Origin of the sequence: Microbacterium sp. A94 (genome assembly GCF_051842855.1) — a bacterium.
Classification (GTDB): Bacteria; Actinomycetota; Actinomycetes; order Actinomycetales; family Microbacteriaceae; genus Microbacterium.
This window is the reverse complement of record NZ_JBPXMU010000001.1, coordinates 720,234-736,913: the sequence shown is the minus strand read 5'-3', so window position 1 is coordinate 736,913 and position 16,680 is coordinate 720,234. Positions and strand designations below refer to the sequence as shown.

General features: G+C 63.7%; 17 protein-coding genes. 11 read left to right on the top strand and 6 right to left on the bottom strand.

Annotation, left to right across the window (positions count from 1 at the left end):
* Nucleotides 1-33 precede the first annotated feature (33 nt).
* A complete protein-coding gene (locus ACSU1L_RS03755) occupies nucleotides 34-903 on the bottom strand; it encodes a fumarylacetoacetate hydrolase family protein (RefSeq protein ID WP_439254760.1) in 870 nt (289 codons plus the stop codon).
* 61 nt (nucleotides 904-964) lie between these two features.
* Between ACSU1L_RS03755 and ACSU1L_RS03750 the strand changes: the two genes are divergently transcribed.
* From ACSU1L_RS03750 to ACSU1L_RS03740, 3 genes are all read left to right on the top strand, one after another.
* Complete coding sequence (locus ACSU1L_RS03750; RefSeq protein ID WP_438253681.1) at nucleotides 965-2,176, top strand: PrsW family intramembrane metalloprotease; 1,212 nt, start codon at nucleotides 965-967, stop codon at nucleotides 2,174-2,176.
* A 230-nt stretch (nucleotides 2,177-2,406) separates the two neighbouring features.
* Nucleotides 2,407-2,775, top strand: coding sequence for an FKBP-type peptidyl-prolyl cis-trans isomerase (locus ACSU1L_RS03745; RefSeq protein ID WP_438253682.1), 369 nt, complete (start codon nucleotides 2,407-2,409; stop codon nucleotides 2,773-2,775).
* 140 nt (nucleotides 2,776-2,915) lie between these two features.
* Complete coding sequence (locus ACSU1L_RS03740; protein ID WP_439254759.1) at nucleotides 2,916-3,470, top strand: YceI family protein; 555 nt, start codon at nucleotides 2,916-2,918, stop codon at nucleotides 3,468-3,470.
* 26 nt (nucleotides 3,471-3,496) lie between these two features.
* Here the strand turns inward: ACSU1L_RS03740 and ACSU1L_RS03735 are convergent, their stop codons facing one another.
* Entirely contained in the window at nucleotides 3,497-4,723 is a 1,227-nt protein-coding gene (locus ACSU1L_RS03735; RefSeq protein ID WP_439255041.1) for an MFS transporter, read from the bottom strand.
* Nucleotides 4,724-4,933: 210 nt separating this feature from the next.
* Here ACSU1L_RS03735 and rpsO point away from each other — a divergent pair, with 210 nt between their 5' ends.
* Nucleotides 4,934-5,203: a 30S ribosomal protein S15 gene (gene rpsO / locus ACSU1L_RS03730; RefSeq protein ID WP_439254758.1), complete on the top strand. Its 270-nt coding sequence runs from the start codon at nucleotides 4,934-4,936 to the stop codon at nucleotides 5,201-5,203.
* 147 nt (nucleotides 5,204-5,350) lie between these two features.
* Here rpsO and ACSU1L_RS03725 read toward each other — a convergent pair whose 3' ends face one another.
* Nucleotides 5,351-5,881 (bottom strand): DUF488 domain-containing protein, encoded by a 531-nt coding sequence (locus ACSU1L_RS03725; RefSeq protein ID WP_439254757.1) that lies wholly within the window; start codon nucleotides 5,879-5,881, stop codon nucleotides 5,351-5,353.
* Nucleotides 5,882-5,986: 105 nt separating this feature from the next.
* Here ACSU1L_RS03725 and ACSU1L_RS03720 point away from each other — a divergent pair, with 105 nt between their 5' ends.
* Together ACSU1L_RS03720 and ACSU1L_RS03715 are read left to right on the top strand one after the other, a co-directional pair.
* Nucleotides 5,987-6,862, top strand: coding sequence for a hypothetical protein (locus ACSU1L_RS03720; protein ID WP_439254756.1), 876 nt, complete (start codon nucleotides 5,987-5,989; stop codon nucleotides 6,860-6,862).
* The gene (locus tag ACSU1L_RS03715; RefSeq protein WP_438254835.1) at nucleotides 6,855-7,169 is read left to right on the top strand and encodes a transcriptional regulator; all 315 of its coding nucleotides are present in this window, start codon (nucleotides 6,855-6,857) and stop codon (nucleotides 7,167-7,169) included. Before ACSU1L_RS03720 ends, ACSU1L_RS03715 begins: the two co-directional genes overlap by 8 nt.
* On the opposite strand, the gene ACSU1L_RS03710 is transcribed toward ACSU1L_RS03715, so the two are convergent.
* On the bottom strand, nucleotides 7,157-8,167 hold the full coding sequence (locus ACSU1L_RS03710; protein ID WP_439254755.1) for an isopenicillin N synthase family dioxygenase: 1,011 nt from the start codon (nucleotides 8,165-8,167) through the stop codon (nucleotides 7,157-7,159). The two genes, ACSU1L_RS03715 and ACSU1L_RS03710, sit on opposite strands and share 13 nt — an antisense overlap.
* A gap of 74 nt (nucleotides 8,168-8,241) precedes the next feature.
* Between ACSU1L_RS03710 and ACSU1L_RS03705 the strand changes: the two genes are divergently transcribed.
* Entirely contained in the window at nucleotides 8,242-8,685 is a 444-nt protein-coding gene (locus ACSU1L_RS03705; RefSeq protein ID WP_439254754.1) for a hypothetical protein, read from the top strand.
* A gap of 21 nt (nucleotides 8,686-8,706) precedes the next feature.
* Here the strand turns inward: ACSU1L_RS03705 and ACSU1L_RS03700 are convergent, their stop codons facing one another.
* On the bottom strand, nucleotides 8,707-9,843 hold the full coding sequence (locus tag ACSU1L_RS03700) for an acyltransferase family protein (protein WP_438254832.1): 1,137 nt from the start codon (nucleotides 9,841-9,843) through the stop codon (nucleotides 8,707-8,709).
* A 141-nt stretch (nucleotides 9,844-9,984) separates the two neighbouring features.
* Here ACSU1L_RS03700 and ACSU1L_RS03695 point away from each other — a divergent pair, with 141 nt between their 5' ends.
* Nucleotides 9,985-11,184, top strand: a complete 1,200-nt coding sequence (locus ACSU1L_RS03695; RefSeq protein ID WP_439255040.1) for an LLM class flavin-dependent oxidoreductase — start codon at nucleotides 9,985-9,987, stop codon at nucleotides 11,182-11,184.
* A 2-nt stretch (nucleotides 11,185-11,186) separates the two neighbouring features.
* Nucleotides 11,187-11,831, top strand: coding sequence for an FMN reductase (locus ACSU1L_RS03690; RefSeq protein WP_438254831.1), 645 nt, complete (start codon nucleotides 11,187-11,189; stop codon nucleotides 11,829-11,831).
* Between the two features lie 86 nt (nucleotides 11,832-11,917).
* Here ACSU1L_RS03690 and ACSU1L_RS03685 read toward each other — a convergent pair whose 3' ends face one another.
* Nucleotides 11,918-12,097, bottom strand: coding sequence for a DUF5302 domain-containing protein (locus ACSU1L_RS03685; protein ID WP_438254830.1), 180 nt, complete (start codon nucleotides 12,095-12,097; stop codon nucleotides 11,918-11,920).
* A gap of 222 nt (nucleotides 12,098-12,319) precedes the next feature.
* Between ACSU1L_RS03685 and ACSU1L_RS03680 the strand changes: the two genes are divergently transcribed.
* Nucleotides 12,320-14,239 (top strand): GDSL-type esterase/lipase family protein, encoded by a 1,920-nt coding sequence (locus tag ACSU1L_RS03680; RefSeq protein WP_439254753.1) that lies wholly within the window; start codon nucleotides 12,320-12,322, stop codon nucleotides 14,237-14,239.
* A gap of 124 nt (nucleotides 14,240-14,363) precedes the next feature.
* Nucleotides 14,364-16,640: a polyribonucleotide nucleotidyltransferase gene (locus tag ACSU1L_RS03675; protein ID WP_438254827.1), complete on the top strand. Its 2,277-nt coding sequence runs from the start codon at nucleotides 14,364-14,366 to the stop codon at nucleotides 16,638-16,640.
* Nucleotides 16,641-16,680: the final 40 nt, after the last annotated feature.

Genomic DNA, 16,680 nt, shown 5'->3' with positions numbered 1-16,680 from the left:
GGTTCCGGGCGATTCCGTCCGGAACCGGACCGCTCAGTCGGTGATGCGGCAGTGCGTCGTCAGCTCGCCGATGCCGTCGATGCCGACGGTGACAGTGGAACGATCACGCAGGAAGATCTGCGGATTGCGCGAGTATCCAGCGCCCCCGGGGCTGCCGGTTGAGATGAGTGCCCCGGGTAGCAGTGTGATCGACTGTGACAGGTGGGCGATGAGCGCAGCGACGGAGCGCACCATCTGACCGGTCGACGCGTCCTGCACGGTGTGTCCGTCCATAACTGTCCAGATGTGCAGATTCTGCGGGTCAGGGACCTCATCCGCGGTCACGGCGTACGGGCCGGTCGGGGTGAAGCCGTCGAATGACTTGCATCGCGACCACTGGGCCTCGGCAAATTGGATGTCACGGGCGGTGATGTCGTTTACGACTGTGTATCCCCAGACATGGTCGAGCGCGGCTGCCTGGTCGACGTTCTTGGCAGGCCGACCGATCAGCACGCCGAGTTCGGCCTCGTAGTCGATGGATTCGCTGAGGCTGCGTGGCCACTGGGTGATGGCGTCGTGCCCGGTGAGCGAGTTCGGCCACAGCGTGAACACCGTCGGCGCGGTGTCTGTCTTCAAGCCGAGTTCGCTGGAGTGCGCGGCATAGTTCAGTCCGATTGCAATCACCACGGGCGGATTCAGCACCGCGGATGCGAAAGAATGCTCGGCGAGTGGATGACGGGGGGCGCTACCGCGGCCGAGCGCTACGCGAAGTTCGCTCAGCAGGTCATCTCCGCCCTCGATGAGCTCCTGCAGTGTGCGAGGGGCGGAGGAGAGAAGATCGGCGACCAGAATGGCCTCGGAGTCCTCAACGACTGCGAGTTGGACGTCGGTGCTGTCGGAACGACGCAGATGGGCGAAGCGCATGGTCACTACGCTACCGGTCAGCGATGCGGGCAGGGCTGAACAGTTCCCTTAGGCTTTTGCTATGACATTCGGAGGACCGGCACAGCCGCAGTACACACCACCGGCTCAGCAATCGCCGTATGCCTCCGCACTTGCGCAGCCCACAGCATACGCGCCGCCGGCCCCGGTGGCACCGGCAGCACCGGCGCTGCCAGAGCTGCCGGTGCCGACCAAGCACGGGCGCAGCGTTTCGATCTGGTTGTTCGGCGTGCTCGGCTTCGTGCTGGTGGTGCTGGTCGGCTACTTCGTGTGGGCGCTGGGGGCGGCGGCATCCGGAGTCGGCCTCATCCTCGCTGTCATTCCGCTCACCATCGTATTTCTCGGCGTTCGCATCATCGATCGGTGGGAACCGGAGCCGAAGTCGCTCATCGCCTTTTCCATCGCCTGGGGTGCGATCGCGGCCGTCGGCATCACACTGCTCGTCGATATCGGTATCACCCTGTTGCTCGGGCTGAACTCCGCAGGATTCTCTGCGGTGGTGCAGGCGCCGATTGTTGAGGAGCTCGCCAAGGGCCTCGGCGTCTTCCTCGTGTTCGTGATCGGCAGGCGGGCTTTCGACGGTCCGGTGGACGGTGTCGTGTACGGGGCGCTGGTCGGCGGTGGATTCGCCTTCACCGAGAACATTCAGTACTTCGCGATCAGTCTGATCGAGGGCGGTGGAGCGGATCTCACGGTGTCGTTCGTGATGCGGGGGCTGATGTCGCCGTTCGCGCATGCGATGTTCACCGCTCTGACCGGTTTCGCGATGGGGCTTGCTGCGCGCCGGCACGCGTCGACGGGGGCGGTGCTGAGCGCGGGGCTTCTGGGGATCGTCGGGGCCATGGTTCTGCACGCGTTCTGGAACGGTTCGGCGATGTACGCAGACTTCTTCCTGCTGTACATCCTGCTGCAGGTGCCGCTTTTCATCGGCTTCATCCTGGTTGTCGTCGCGCTGCGCAAGGAAGAGGCTCGTCTGACACGGGAACGACTCGGCGAATACGCCGCAGCGGGCTGGTTCACCCCCGAAGAGGTGACGATGCTGGCAACACCTGCCGGACGCAAGGTCGGACTCCACTGGGCGGCTTCGCTGAATGGTGATCGACGTCCGTTGATGAAGCGGTTCATCAAAGACTCCACGGCGCTGGCGGCTGTTCGTCAGCGTGCGCTGACCGGGCGAGATGCCTTGGCCGCGGACGATGAGCGTGCGCTACTGATGCGCATGCGTGCGACGCGTGCCGCGTTACTGGAGTACTGAGAGATCGACGGGGTGAGAATCTGACCCCGAGCAACACTCAACGCCCGGTGCTGCGGCGATGCCTGCGAGTCTCCCGGGCGCTGAGGTGATCTGAAACCAGCATGCGCCGAGCCCTGAAGAAAGTCAAGAGACTCTGGGGTGCCGATTCGACACTGTGGCGTCGCCAGATGTTCGCTCTCAGCTGGTGTCTTCGCGTTGACCGAGCAAGGGCGCTCCGGTTGGATGGAACCATGACTGATCGCACAAAGCCCGAGTTTGACGCACCGAGCGGCCCCGCCCCGGCAGAGCTCGCAATCCGTGACCTGATCGAGGGGGATGGTGCCGAGGCGAAGCCCGGCGATACCGTGACCGTCCATTACGCCGGAGTCGAGTTCGACTCCGGTGAAGAATTCGACTCGTCCTGGGGTCGTGGCGAAACGATCCAGTTCCCTCTGCGCGGTCTTATCCAGGGCTGGCAGGACGGCATCCCGGGTATGAAGGTCGGCGGACGGCGCGAGCTGGTCATTCCGTCGCACCTGGCCTACGGCCCGGCCGGATCCGGTCACTTCCTCGCCGGCAAGACACTGATCTTCATCATCGACCTGGTTGCCGTCGGCTGACGCACCCGCTGAGATATGCCCCCGTCTGGTTCGCCGGACGGGGGCATTACTTTTTTGAGAGATTCGGAATATATGCGACTGCATAGGAGTTGTCGCTTTGTGAACGTCACGAGACGGACCCGATTCTTGAGGAGAACCACATGAGCAGCATCGACATCCCCGGCTACCGCGCAGGCACCTGGATCCTTGACCCCTCGCACAGTGAGGTCACCTTCAGCGTTCGGCACATGATGATCTCGAAGGTGCGCGGCAGCTTCGGCATGAAGAGTGCAACGCTGGTTGCGCCGGAGAACCCGCTTGAGGCTCAGGTCACCGCGAGCGTGGATGTCACCTCGATTGACACCAACGACGAGGGGCGTGATGGTCACCTCCGCTCAGCCGACTTCTTCGACACCGATGCCTACCCGACGATGGAGTTCGTTTCCACCGGTGCCCGGGCCGATAACGGCGACTTCTTCATCGACGGTGACCTGACGATCCGCAACGTCACCAAGCCGGTCAGCTTCGCGTTTGACTTCGGCGGCTTCGGTCAGGACCCGTACGGCAACTACAAGGCCGGCGCATCCGCCACGACCACGATCAACCGCGAAGAGTTCGGCCTGACCTGGAACGCCGCTCTTGAAACGGGTGGCGTGCTCGTCGGCAAGGACGTCACCATCACTCTCGACCTTCAGGGCGCACTGCAGCAGGACTGATCACGATTCAGAACCCCGGGCCTGATTTACGGCTCGGGGTTCTCTGCGTCGTAGTCGCGGAATCGTGGCGCCAGGCGAACGAGCATCGCCACCAGTACGATCACGATGAATCCGCCCAGCAGCGGCGGAAACCACAGGCTCGTGAGCGTTGCGAGCGTGCCGGCGTACAGGGCACCGACGCGCGGACCACCAGCCACGACGATGATGAAGATGCCCTGAAGACGGCCCCGGATGCTGTCCGGAACCGACGATTGCATCATCGTGCTGCGATAGATCGAACTGACGTTATCGCAGGCGCCGGATGCTGCCAGCGCGATGCAAGCGGCGATGAGCAGCCCGACGTTGACCGTGGTCTCACTGGCCGCCGGCATCCACACTCCGATGAGCAGGACCGCGCCGAACGCGAGGATGGAAGCTCCGTAGGCCTGAATCGCGCGCTGGATGCCGCGGCCGTGCCAGCGGTACCGCACGATGCGGCCGGAGAACAGGCTTGACAGGAATGTTCCGGCTGCAACAGCAGCGGTTAACGTGCCGGTTGTCACGGGGCCGCCTCCCAGGAGAAGGGTTCCGAGGGCGGGGAACAGTGCGAGGGGCTGGCCGAACGTCATCGCAACGATGTCGAGGATGTACTGCATCCGGATGTTCTTGGCGCGCTGGAGGAATCGCCATCCGTCGACGAGAGAGGCAAGGCCCGGTCGAACGATCGTGCCCTCCGGCCGCAATGCTGGCAGAGTCCACAGGCCCATGAACATGGCGAGCATGAGAACCACGTCGATTGTGTACGTCCACCCGTAGCCGGTTGTAGCGACAAGAACCCCAGCGAGCGCGGGACCAGCCATCACCATGACACCGATGGTGATGCCGTTCAGTGCGGATGCTGAAGCCAGCAGTTCGCGGGGAATCAGGCGCGGGATGATTGCCATCCGAGTGGCCATACCGACGGAGTTTGCTGCCGCGTTGATGGCGCTGAGCGCGTACAGCCACCAGATGGTCTCCAGTTCCGTCCAGGTCAACGCTGCGAGCAGGACCGTGGAGGCGAACGTGATGGTGGCTGCGACCAGTGCGACGCGGCGGCGATCGAATGCGTCGGCGAGCATTCCGCCGTACAGCCCCGCAAAGATCATCGGCACAAGGCCGGTCACCGCGACCATGGAGACGGCGAAAGTGCTTCCGGTGAGCTCGAATACGTGCAGCATGATCGTGACGAGGGTGAGCTGGCCGCCGAGCCCGGCAAGGGTGGACCCGGCCCACATCCTGGTAAAGGCGCCGCTTGCGCGAAACGGTCGCAGATCGATCAAGGCGTTGTACACCAGATGAGGCTATCCGGGAATGATCGCCGGTGTCGGGGGAGTGTTCTTCGGGCTGGTAAGCTGTACAGGTTGCCGTTTGATCGGCCGCGGATAAAGAGAGCCCACGCATCAGGCGTCGGGCGCCGCGCAGTGAACTGAAAGGGGATCCCATCTATGGCACTCGAATCTGACGCTAAGAAGGCGATCATGGAAGAGTACGCGACGCACCCCGGTGACACCGGATCCCCCGAGGTGCAGGTTGCAATGCTGACGCAACGCATCAAGGACCTCACCGAACACCTCAAGGACCACAAGCACGACCACCACTCGCGTCGTGGCCTGTTCCTTATGGTGGGTCAGCGCCGTCGTCTGCTCGGCTATCTCCAGGACACCGAAATCGCACGTTACCGTGCGCTGATCGAGAAGCTTGGACTGCGCCGATAACGCACCAGCGTTCAATCGCACTTCTTCCGAAGGCCGCCCCAGGTGTGGGGCGGCCTTCGTCGTTCATCCTCGGGCCACGAGAAACGTCTTGCCGCATGAAACTTGGGTTCCCACAACGTTTCTCATGCAGAAACGCGTTTCTCGAACTCAGGTGGCCGGGTAGGTGACGGTGGTCTCTCTGAGGACCGCGCCCGTGGTGAGCTCAGTCGGGTGCTGCTGGCCCTGGTTCATCAGATGAAACACCTGCTTGTCGTGGGCGATCAGGTGGTCCGCGATGATCCGACGGTGACAGCGCCACCACACCGCCTCGGAGCACATCACTGTCGTGCGATGTTCGCATCCGCGTTCGAGCAACTGCACGAACCCGGTCTGAAACTCATCCGAGAGCGCGTAGTCGGCATAGTTGTGGAAGCTGCGGTTCTGCCAGAAAGCATTCACCTCGAACGGTACGTTGTTCGAAGCCGGGCGACAGCCGCCGAGTTCCGCGATGCGCTCGAAGCGGATGCTGGCGGCGCCCAGCGATTCCCGCAACGAGTCCTCGTCGAACTGAGGATTGCGCCTCGAGCCAGGAAGACGTCGCACATCGATGACCAGACCGATCTCAGCCGACTGCAACACCTCGATGAACTCCTCGATCGAGCGGTTGGAATGTCCGACGGTGAAGAACGGCAATGGCATGGTGTCAGGCTACGGCGCAGACGCGCGTCGTGCGCGGCATTGACTTGGCGCATGGTTTCCCGTAGGAAAGTACCACGAGCTTTCCAGGTGGAAAGCCTGGTGAGGGTGACGATGGAACAGCGACCGGTGGACGGGCATGACCCGCTGGCACCGCCCACGGCGGATATCGCGCAGGCATATTTGGATGAGCTCAGCGCCGTGCAATCTCGGCGAGAGGAGCATGTCGATCGTCGCGGGGCTGCGTGGCTTGCCCTCGCAGAGGCGATCACCATATCCGTTTATGTGACGATCGCAGGGTTTGCCATCGGGATGACTTCGGCGAACTCGGCGTTCCTCATCGTGCTCGCACTTTTCTTGCTCTGGACTCAGCTAGGCAACGAGCGACGTGAAGAGCTCGGCGGTATTAACCGCTCACGGGCGCGCACATGGGTGGCGGGCATCGGGATCGGTGCGCTGATGATCATTTTCCTGCTTGGCAGGCTCGTGGCGGCGCTCGTTGGTGGTGAGATACCGCTGGTGATCTATTTCCTGCCTGGACTCATCGCGCTTGCGGTCGTCGGTGTGCCTGCCGTGCGCGATATTCGCGCTTTCCGTCCCGTCGGCGAGCAACCGCGGCACAGACACCTGACCACTCCGGAGCGGTGGGCGACTGTCACCATCGGCGTAATCATGGCTGGGAGCATCTGGGTACTGGGGGTTGGAAGCGAGCTGCTGATATTGACTCTCGCGCCGGTGCTGATGTTCGCCTACCTCGCGTGGTGGGTTGCTGGGCGCATCAGCGAACGGCTGCCGGTCTTGGGGGCAGTGTGGGCCTGGCCGCAGTGGCTAGCCTTCATCCTTGGCGGGGTTGCGGTCACCGCGACAATCAGCGTGCAGCTGCTCGGCCTTGCAGCGTCGGCGAGCACATTCGCGCCGCTCGCCGCTGTGGTCATTTTGCTGGTCTTCGTGGCCAGCGCCTTCATGGACGGCCGTGATGGCTGAGAAGCATCCGCGCCTTCGGTTGGATGACAACTTCGCCAGCCCGATCCGCTTCTCGCTTATGGCTGCGCTGATCGATGGGAATGAGCTCGACTTCGGCACCATCGCCGAGATCCTCCAAGTGGGTGACTCGGCGTTGAGTAAGTCGATCTCGCATCTGCACATCGCTGGCTATGTCGCGACGCGACGAGGTGACGTCGGGAGCCGTCCTCGCACCTGGGTGCGTTCGACGATGAAGGGTGAGCGTGCCTTCGCCGCGCACCTGCAGGCGCTGCAGGAGATCGTCGAGTTCGCAGGTCACCGCAGCTGAGATGCCCCCACCAGATCCGGATGGTGGATGGCAGCGACGTCCGGGTGCGCGCGCAGACGTGACTTCAACGCGTTCTCGCCGTAGAGACTGTGGATCGGGTTCGTCGGATCTGCCGTGACTCCGCGAGCTTCGGCCGCGAGCTCGGCAGGCAAGTCGATCAGTGAGAGACGGGCATCCAATGCTGGATTGAAGAAGAACGGCACCGAGATGCGCTCATTCGGAGCTTTCGGTGAGATCACCCGGTGATTGGTGGCCTTCAGATAACCGCCGGTGGCGTACTCGAGCAACTCGCCGATGTTCACCACGAAAGCCCCGTCGACCGGTGGAGCGTCCACCCACTTGCCGTCGCGCTCGACCTGCAGACCGCCCACGCCCGGCTCGACCCACAGCAGCGTCAGTACGCCGGAATCCTTGTGTGCTCCCACGCCCTGCTGGGGCGCGGGCTCATTGGTTCCGGGATAGCGCACGATCTTGATGAGTGTTGACGGGTCGCCGAAGTTCGACTCGAAGTACGACTCGTCGGCGCCGAGAGCAAGCGCCCAGGCCCGAAGCAGTTTGCGGGCAACGCCCGACAGCTGCGCGTGCCATTCGGTCACGACCTCGCGCAGCTCCGGCTGCGCTGCCGGCCAGAGATTCGGTCCGAGTAGGCGGTTGAACGCCGGGCCGTCGGTGACCGTCTCACGCTCGGGGCCGATGTCGATCTGCTCTCGCCAGTCGACTTTCCCCTGCGTCCGTTCCCCGCCCACGCGCGTGTAGCCACGGAAGTGCGGGCTCTTGACGTTCTCGATCGACAGCTTCTCCTCCTCAGGCAGAGCGAAGAAGTCCAGGGCTGCCCGGTGCAATCGGCGGGACAGATCCGCAGTCACACCCGTGCCGGTGAGGTAGAAGAAGCCCACGTCGTGGGTGGCCGCGCGCAGGTCATCTCGGAAGCGCGCCGCGGCCTCGATACCGTTGTCGAGCTGGGAGAGGTCGAGGACGGGAAGATTCAGATCAGCCATGGCCTGAGGCTAAACGCCGATCGCTCCGTCCGCGATGAATATTGCCCAGCATTACCGCCGGTAACATTTAGGTCATGCCTCGTCTGTGGATTTCGCTCCGTCTGCTGTTGCCCGCCGTCTGGATCGGACTGATCGTCGGACTGAGCTTCATGGAGACTCCGCTGAAGTTCTTGGCCCCGGGCATCACGACGCCACTGGGCCTCGGTATCGGCCGACTCGTGTTCATCTCGCTGTCGATCGCCGGGTGGATCATCCTCATCGTGCTGACTCTGATCTCTCAAGCCCGGCCGCGCGAGACCCGCGGCGGCTGGATACTGGTCGGGGCAATGTGGGTGATCATGGCTGTCGAGTCCTTCGCGATTCGTCCCGCGCTGGCCGCGCGTAGCGACATCATCATCGCTGGCGGCGACCCGGGAGACTCCGTGCTGCACTACATCTACATAGCGGCCGAACTGCTGCTGCTCGCGGTGCTTGTCTGGTACCTCGTGCTCGGTACACGTCGTATCAAGATCGCCTGAATCGACCGCACCGCCAGCCTGTCAATCCTCGCGCGGGCGGCGAGAGCCGGTGGGATCCTCGCGGCGTGAGGTATCACTGCCGAGTCGCTGATCGGAGAAGAGCCAACGCGCACGCGGTTCGATCAGTGGCCGGAACAGCTGGCGCACCGGCTTCGTCGCCAGAACAAGTGCGATTCCGACAGAGAGCACGATCACCATCGGCAACCAGATCCAGGTCGGCTCGGCATCACGCAGGATGCCGGACTCACGGAACGGGTAGAGCACGAATGAGTGCAGCAGGTACACGTACATCGTGTACTGCCCGAACTGCGTCCACCAGGTGGCGCGACGCGGGATCAGCACGAAGAACGCGGCGGTGAGCAGCAGCCCGATCAGGATCAGCGCCAGTCGAATCGCCCCGGACCACCAAGCGTGCGCGCCCAGTTCGGCGTAGGAATCGACGTAGAAGAACCATCGGTCAAGGTCGATGCTCGACCAGACTTCCACCCAGTTCCAGGCGACGAAGGCGTCCACGGCGAAGATGAGCAGCGCGAGCACTCGCAACCACCAGGGGCGGAAGTCGATCAAGCGCAGTCGGTCGACGATGTCGTGTTCACGCAGCCACCAGCCGAGCACGAAGAACGGCAGAAATCCGAGGGTGCGCGACAGTGAGAAAGTACTGTCGACATTGGGCAGGTATCCGGCGCCGAGTGAGATCAGCAGACTCCAGGTCAGCGGCCAGCGCAGCAGAGCCAGGTAGGGCAGGACGAGTCGGAAGATGCCGAGTGCCAGCAGGAACCACAGAGTCCAGGATGGTTGGGTGAGGTTCGCAGTCGCCTCTCCCTCCACCAGCCATTTGGTCAGTGTCCACAGCAGTTCGAAGATCACATAGGGCAACAGGATGTCAGTGATCACCCGCGCCATCTGCTTTCTGGTGGGTGGGGCGGATTTCGAGAAGTAGCCGGCGATGATCGCAAATGCGGGCATGTGAAAGGCGTAGAACGACAGGTACAGCGCCATGGCGATGTCGGAGTCATAGGTGAGACGCTGGATTGCGTGCCCGAGCACGACCAGGACGATGCACGCGTAGCGGGCGTTATCCCAGAACGGCACGCGCCTGCGGGGTCGACCGGTTGACCCGGTTTCCGGACCGGTGGGCGTGTGCGCGGTACTGCTCATCCAAAGAGGCTACCGGTCGGGAATAAAGTTGCCCGGAGGACGTTTACTCATATATATTCAACTGAATGGATACGGATTGCTACAGCATCCACCCCACGAACTACGGAGCAAAAGATGAGCGAGTCCACCGACAACTCGGGCATGCAGTTCGGCCTCTTCACGGTCAGCGATGTCACACAGAACCCCGTCACCGGGGAGACTCCGAGCGAAGGCCAGAAGATCAAAGACGCGATCACGATCGCGAAGCACGCCGAAGAAGTGGGGCTGGACGTCTTCGCTGTCGGCGAGCACCACAACCCGCCGTTCTGGTCGTCCTCTCCCTCGACCACGCTCGCCGCGATCGCCGCGCAGACCGAGCGTCTGATCCTGTCGACCTCTACGACGTTGATCACTACGAACGACCCGGTGAAGATCGCCGAAGACTTCGCGATGCTTCAGCACATCTCCGACGGACGCACCGACATCATGCTTGGCCGCGGTAACACCGGGCCCGTCTACCCGTGGTTCGGCAAGGATATCCGCCAGGGCCTGCCGCTCGCGATCGAGAACTACGCTCTGCTTCACAAGCTCTGGCATGAGGACGTCGTCGATTGGGAAGGCAAGTTCCGCACGCCGCTGCAGGGCTTCACCTCCACGCCGCGCCCCCTCGACGGCGTCGCACCCTTCGTGTGGCACGGATCGATCCGCACCCCAGAGATCGCGGAGCAGGCCGCCTACTATGGCGACGGCTTTTTCGCGAACAACATCTTCTGGCCCAAGGAGCACTACCAGCGTCTGATTGAGCTGTACCGCCAGCGCTACGCCCACTACGGACACGGCACACCGGAGCAGGCGATCGTCGGCTTGGGCGGCCAAGCGTTCATGCGCGCGAAGTCGCAGGATGCCGTGAACGAGTTCCGCCCGTACTTCGACAACGCACCGGTCTACGGTCACGGTCCGAGTATGGAGGACTTCACCGAGATGACGCCGTTGACGGTCGGTTCGCCGCAGCAGGTCATCGACCGGTATGCCGGGATGCGCGACTTCTACGGCGACTATCAGCGTCAGCTCTTCCTGATGGACCATGCCGGTCTGCCGTTGAAGGTCGTCCTCGAACAGCTCGACATCCTCGGTGGCGAGGTCGTGCCGGTGCTGCGCCGCGAGCTGGCGAAGAACCGCCCGGCAGAAGTTCCGGATGCGCCCACCCATGCCGCACGTGTTCGCGCCGTGTACGGGGACGGACCCACCCGCGAGGCGCGTCCAGGTGTGAACCGCGGCGACAATCTGACAGCAGGCTCCCCGTATCAGGACACACCGGCGCCGGCAGGCGCCGCATTCGGCATCGGCAGGAAGGAAGCGTGAGCATGAGTACTCGTCGTATCGCCGTCATCTCGGCGGGCCTCTCAAATCCGTCATCCACCCGAATGCTGGCCGATCGGCTCGCGGCAGAAACGGTGCGGCACCTCGCCGAATTGGATGTGCAGGCCACCGTTGACGTGATCGAGCTTCGCGACCACGCGCACGACATCACGAACAACATGCTCACGGGTTTCGCGCCGCCGGCGCTGGAATCAGCCATCAACACCGTGTATTCAGCGGATGCCCTGATCGCCGTCACGCCCATCTTCTCGACGAGCTACAGCGGTCTGTTCAAGTCGTTCATCGATGTTCTGGACCCGGATGCGCTCACCGACAAGCCGGTGCTGATCGGTGCGAACGCAGGAACCGCACGGCATTCGCTGGCGATCGACTACGCGATTCGTCCGTTGTTCGCCTACTTGCACGCGGAGGCCGTGTCGACGGGCGTGTTCGCGGCATCCAGCGACTGGGGCGGTGCCGGAGACGAGGTAGCGCCGCTGGCCAAGCGCGTGGCCAAGGGCGCGAAAGAGCTCGCCGAAGCCATTGCTCGTAAGGACGCTGCGCACTCCACAGATCCGTTCGACCCGGCGAACTACCTCGGGGAAGGACGTTCGTTCGGCCACCTGCTCGGTGGACTCGCGGGGGAGTGATACCGCGCGCACGCAAAGCCGAGGGGCGGACCTCGAACAAATAAAAGATGAAGAGGGCCACCCCGATCGGGGTGGCCCTCTGACGGTCAACCGCTCTTGCGTCGGAACTCGCGCCGCGTCTGCGGGGCGTTTGCCGCGTGGACGGCGGATTCGCCATCCAGATGCGACTCACCATTGCGGTGATGTGCGTTCTTCTTCTCGAGCGCTTCCTTGAACTTGCGCTTCATGTCCTCAGACGAGGAGGCTGCGCCTTCTTCGGTGCTCATGAGGTCAGCCTACTCCGACGGTGCCCCAGCAGGAAAGAACTCCTATCTGCGCGTGTGCCCGAAAACACACGTGAACCGCGACCGCCGGGATCGAACGGAAACCGAATCGGAGACAGCGGGTGAAGAAAGACCGTGCACAGAGTGAACACTCGATGCCTGGGCCGGTTCCGGCGCAATCCCGGTATCCGTGCACGGCATCCTGACATCGTGAGAGTCGCGATTGTGACCGAATCATTCCTGCCGCACATGAACGGTGTGACAGGGTCTGTGCTGCAGATCCTGCGCCACCTCGAACGCAGAGGGCATGTCGCCCATGTGATCGCTCCGGATGCCGCGGGCATCCCCCAGCAGTTGCACGGTGCTGTGATTGAGCCGGTGACCAGCGTCGCGCTGCCCGGCTACCGCGACGTCCGCGTGGGAACAGTCGGCGCCCAGCGCATCGCTTCGTCACTGAACCGATTCCGTCCGGACGTCGTGCACCTGGCCTCACCATTCGCACTCGGGTGGCGCGGCGCGCTGGCCGCATCCCGCAGCGGTGTCGCCTCTGTAGCCGCCTATCAGACCGACGTCGCCGCGTACACCACCCGCTATGGAATGGCAGCAACGACTGAGTTCGCCAAGAACCACCTCGTCCGTCTGCATCGCAGGGCCACCCTCACCCTTGCCCCATCAGCGGGCGCTGAACAGCAGCTCGCTGCACTCGGGATCGACCGCATCCGACACTGGGGGCGTGGTGTGGATGCTGAACGCTTCCATCCCTCGCGGCGCGTCGAACGCGGCGACGGGGGAGAGGTCGTCGTGGGCTACGTCGGGCGGCTTGCGGCAGAGAAGCAGGTGGAGGATCTGCGTGTGCTCGCGCAGCTGGACGGGGTGCGTCTCGTGATCGTCGGTGAGGGCCCGGCCCGGCAGCGACTCGAGTCGCTGATGCCCGGTGCAGCGTTCCTCGGACATCTCACCGGAGACGCGCTCGCGCAGGAGATGGCATCATTCGATATCTTCGTGCACCCCGGCGAGAGCGAGACCTTCGGCCAGACACTGCAAGAGGCGCACGCCAGCGGGGTCCCTGTGGTCGCGACGGGGCGCGGCGGGCCAGTGGATCTCGTCCGGATGGGGATCGACGGCTGGTTGTACCGGCCAGGCGACCTGCAGGACCTGCGCATGCGGGTAGTAGATCTGGTGGGAGATCGGCGTAAGCGCCGTGCTTTCGGGGCTGCCGGGCGTGCGGCTGTGGAGCACCGCAGTTGGGAGGCAGTGTGCGACCGCCTGCTGACACATTTCGCGGAGGCACAAGAGCTGAATTCGGCGGATCGGATGCTCCGGGCGCCGCGGTTGCGACGCCCGGAAACGCCGCAGCCCGTCGCCGGAGGCCACTGGCGACGCTACGTCGCATTGGGCGATTCGCTGACTGAAGGACTGTGCGACCCCGCGCCAGACGGCACACTGCGCGGGTGGGCTGACCGGCTCGCACTGCTGCTGGCGGCGCCCGGTGGACTCCACTATGCGAACCTGGCCGTACGTTCGCGCCGGGTGCGCGACGTGAGCGGACCGCAACTGGCCAGAGCCAGACAACTCCGTCCGGACCTGGTCTCCATCCTGGTCGGGGCCAACGACCTGGTGAGGGCGCGCGTCGATGTTGCTGCACTCGCAGCGCAGGTGGAGACTGCGGTGCGGACACTGCGTGCCGATGGCGCCGACGTCATTCTGGTCACGCCGTTCCTCCCGGGGCGAGCGGCGGCGCGGCTGCTCGTGGCACGCTTCGCCGATTTCTCCAACAGGCTCGTCGGCATCGCCGAGCGCACCGGCGCGATTCTGCTGGATACTGATCTGCACCCCGTGCTGGCTTCGCCACCGAACTGGGGTGAGGATCTGGTACATCTGAGCAGTCGCGGCCACCGCTACCTCGCCTACTGCGCGGGTGAGATGCTCGGAGTGCCGCACGCCGAGACGCTCGGTGCGCTGGATGAGGCACTGCATGATGCTGGCCGCCCTGTCTCTCGCACCGCGTGGTGGCGCAGGTACGCGCTGCCGTGGGCCTGGCGGCGCTTGCGTGGCCGTGCCGCCGGCGACGGGCGAGTCGCCAAGCATGACGACTACGTCTACATCGGCCGCTCGTCGAGCATGCGCGGCGTCGCACTACGCTGAGCGGGTGCGCTGATAGAGTAAAGGCGGACTGCTGTGCGCAGTTCGCGTGCGTTTTCACGCACGCTTACGCATATCCTCGGCCGTCACACGGATGGACGAGTTTAAACAAAGAAGGAGAGACCTCTTGGAAGGTCCTGAAATCACTGCCGCCGAGGCCGTTCTTGACAACGGTCGCTTCGGCACCCGCACCATCCGCTTCGAAACTGGTCGTCTTGCTCAGCAGGCGCAGGGTTCGGTTGCGGCTTACCTCGACGAAGAGACCATGATTCTCTCGGCGACCAGCGCTGGAAAGCACCCGCGCGAAGGCTTTGACTTCTTCCCGCTGACCGTGGACGTCGAAGAGCGTTCCTACGCAGCTGGCAAGATTCCCGGCTCGTTCTTCCGTCGTGAGGGTCGCCCCTCGACCGAGGCGATTCTGGTCTGCCGACTGATCGACCGTCCGCTGCGTCCGTCGTTCGTCGATGGTCTGCGCAACGAGGTCCAGGTCGTCATCACCGTGCTTTCGATTGCGCCGGGCGAGTACTACGACGCTCTCGCGATCAACGCGGCATCCGCGTCGACCCAGATCTCGGGTCTGCCGTTCTCGGGTCCCATCGCCGGTGTGCGTCTCGCGCTCATCCCGGGCCAGGGCGAGCACGCCGACCAGTGGGTCGCGTTCCCGAACGAGGCTCAGGTCGCTGAGGCTGTGTTCGACCTGATGGTCGCCGGTCGTGTCGTCAAGAAGTCTGATGGCTCCGAAGACGTCGCGATCATGATGGTCGAGGCTGAGGCAACCGAAAACAGCTGGAACCTCATCAAGGGCGGCGCAGTAAAGCCGAACGAAGAGGTCGTCGCCGCAGGGCTCGAGGCCGCAAAGCCTTTCCTCAAGCAGCTTGTCGAGGCGCAGGCCGAGATGGCTTCGCACTCCTCGAAGGCTCCGGGCGTCTACCCCGTCTTCCCGGCCTATGAGCAGGGCACCTACGACTTCATCTCCGCATCTGCGACAGCTGACCTCGAGAAGGTCTACCAGATCGCCGACAAGATCGAGCGCCAGACCGCCGATGACGAGGTCAAGGATCGCGTCAAGGCCGAGGTTGCTGCTGCTGTTGAAGCAGGAACCCTTCCTGCGTCTGCAGCCGGTGAGGTCTCCGGTGCGTACAAGTCGCTGACCAAGAAGATCGTTCGCGACCGCGTCCTCACCGAGGGTGTCCGTATGGATGGTCGTGGCCTTGCTGACATCCGTCCGCTGGACGCTGAGGTGCAGGTCATCCCGCGCGTGCACGGCTCCGCGATCTTCCAGCGCGGCGAGACCCAGATCATGGGTGTCACCACGCTGAACATGCTCAAGATGGAGCAGCAGATCGACTCGCTGTCTCCGACCACTTCCAAGCGCTACATGCACCACTACAACTTCCCGCCCTACTCGACCGGTGAGACCGGTCGTGTCGGTTCGCCGAAGCGTCGTGAGATCGGGCACGGCTTCCTGGCCGAGCGTGCGCTCATGCCGGTGCTGCCCAGCCGCGAGGAGTTCCCGTACGCGATCCGTCAGGTGTCTGAGGCTCTCAGCTCCAACGGCTCGACGTCGATGGGATCGGTTTGCGCTTCGACTCTGTCGCTGCTGAACGCGGGTGTGCCGCTGCGCGCAGCCGTCGCCGGCATCGCCATGGGTCTCGTCTCCGATGAGGTTGACGGCCAGACGCGCTACGCGGCCCTGACCGACATCCTCGGTGCAGAAGACGCGCTCGGCGACATGGACTTCAAGGTCGCAGGCACCAGCGAGTTCATCACTGCTATCCAGCTCGACACGAAGCTTGACGGCCTCCCGTCGGATGTTCTCACCGGCGCGCTGACGCAAGCCCGTGACGCACGTCTGACGATTCTCGGCGTCTTGAATGCTGCGATCGACACGCCTGACGAGATGGCGCCGACCGCGCCTCGCGTCATCAGCGTTCAGATCCCCGCTGACAAGATCGGTGAGCTGATCGGCCCGAAGGGCAAGACGATCAACGCGATCCAGGACGAGACCGGCGCTCAGATCTCCATCGAGGAAGACGGCACCGTTTACATCGGTGCTGTTGACGGACCCTCGGCTGAGGCCGCGCGCGCTCAGGTCAACGCGATCGCGAACCCGACCAACCCCGAGGTCGGCGAGCAGTTCCTCGGAACTGTTGTGAAGATCGCCTCGTTCGGTGCCTTCATCTCGTTGCTGCCCGGCAAGGATGGTCTGCTGCATGTCACCGAGGTGCGCAAGCTCGCCGGTGGCAAGCGTGTTGAGAACGTTGATGACGTGCTCAACGTAGGCCAGAAGATCCTCGTCAAGATCACGAAGATCGATGACCGCGGCAAGCTGTCGCTGGAGCCCGTCCTCGACGACGCTCCCGCCGCCGATGCTGCGCCCGATGCGGAGTCCGCTGAGGCGTAAGGTCTGAGATTCGGCCCGGATTCTTCTCCATGTGAGTCGA

What these genes read in the sequence shown, in the direction of transcription:
- ACSU1L_RS03710 (WP_439254755.1), bottom strand. Translation starts at nt 8,167, where the DNA reads ATGGCTGATCTGAATCTTCCCGTCCTCGACCTCTCCCAGCTCGACAAC.
- ACSU1L_RS03745 (WP_438253682.1), top strand. Translation starts at nt 2,407, where the DNA reads ATGACTGATCGCACAAAGCCCGAGTTTGACGCACCGAGCGGCCCCGCC.
- rpsO (WP_439254758.1), top strand. Translation starts at nt 4,934, where the DNA reads ATGGCACTCGAATCTGACGCTAAGAAGGCGATCATGGAAGAGTACGCG.
- ACSU1L_RS03755 (WP_439254760.1), bottom strand. Translation starts at nt 903, where the DNA reads ATGCGCTTCGCCCATCTGCGTCGTTCCGACAGCACCGACGTCCAACTC.
- ACSU1L_RS03685 (WP_438254830.1), bottom strand. Translation starts at nt 12,097, where the DNA reads ATGAGCACCGAAGAAGGCGCAGCCTCCTCGTCTGAGGACATGAAGCGC.
- ACSU1L_RS03690 (WP_438254831.1), top strand. Translation starts at nt 11,187, where the DNA reads ATGAGTACTCGTCGTATCGCCGTCATCTCGGCGGGCCTCTCAAATCCG.
- ACSU1L_RS03705 (WP_439254754.1), top strand. Translation starts at nt 8,242, where the DNA reads ATGCCTCGTCTGTGGATTTCGCTCCGTCTGCTGTTGCCCGCCGTCTGG.
- ACSU1L_RS03700 (WP_438254832.1), bottom strand. Translation starts at nt 9,843, where the DNA reads ATGAGCAGTACCGCGCACACGCCCACCGGTCCGGAAACCGGGTCAACC.
- ACSU1L_RS03750 (WP_438253681.1), top strand. Translation starts at nt 965, where the DNA reads ATGACATTCGGAGGACCGGCACAGCCGCAGTACACACCACCGGCTCAG.
- ACSU1L_RS03740 (WP_439254759.1), top strand. Translation starts at nt 2,916, where the DNA reads ATGAGCAGCATCGACATCCCCGGCTACCGCGCAGGCACCTGGATCCTT.
- ACSU1L_RS03695 (WP_439255040.1), top strand. Translation starts at nt 9,985, where the DNA reads ATGCAGTTCGGCCTCTTCACGGTCAGCGATGTCACACAGAACCCCGTC.
- ACSU1L_RS03725 (WP_439254757.1), bottom strand. Translation starts at nt 5,881, where the DNA reads ATGCCATTGCCGTTCTTCACCGTCGGACATTCCAACCGCTCGATCGAG.
- ACSU1L_RS03735 (WP_439255041.1), bottom strand. Translation starts at nt 4,723, where the DNA reads ATGTGGGCCGGGTCCACCCTTGCCGGGCTCGGCGGCCAGCTCACCCTC.
- ACSU1L_RS03715 (WP_438254835.1), top strand. Translation starts at nt 6,855, where the DNA reads ATGGCTGAGAAGCATCCGCGCCTTCGGTTGGATGACAACTTCGCCAGC.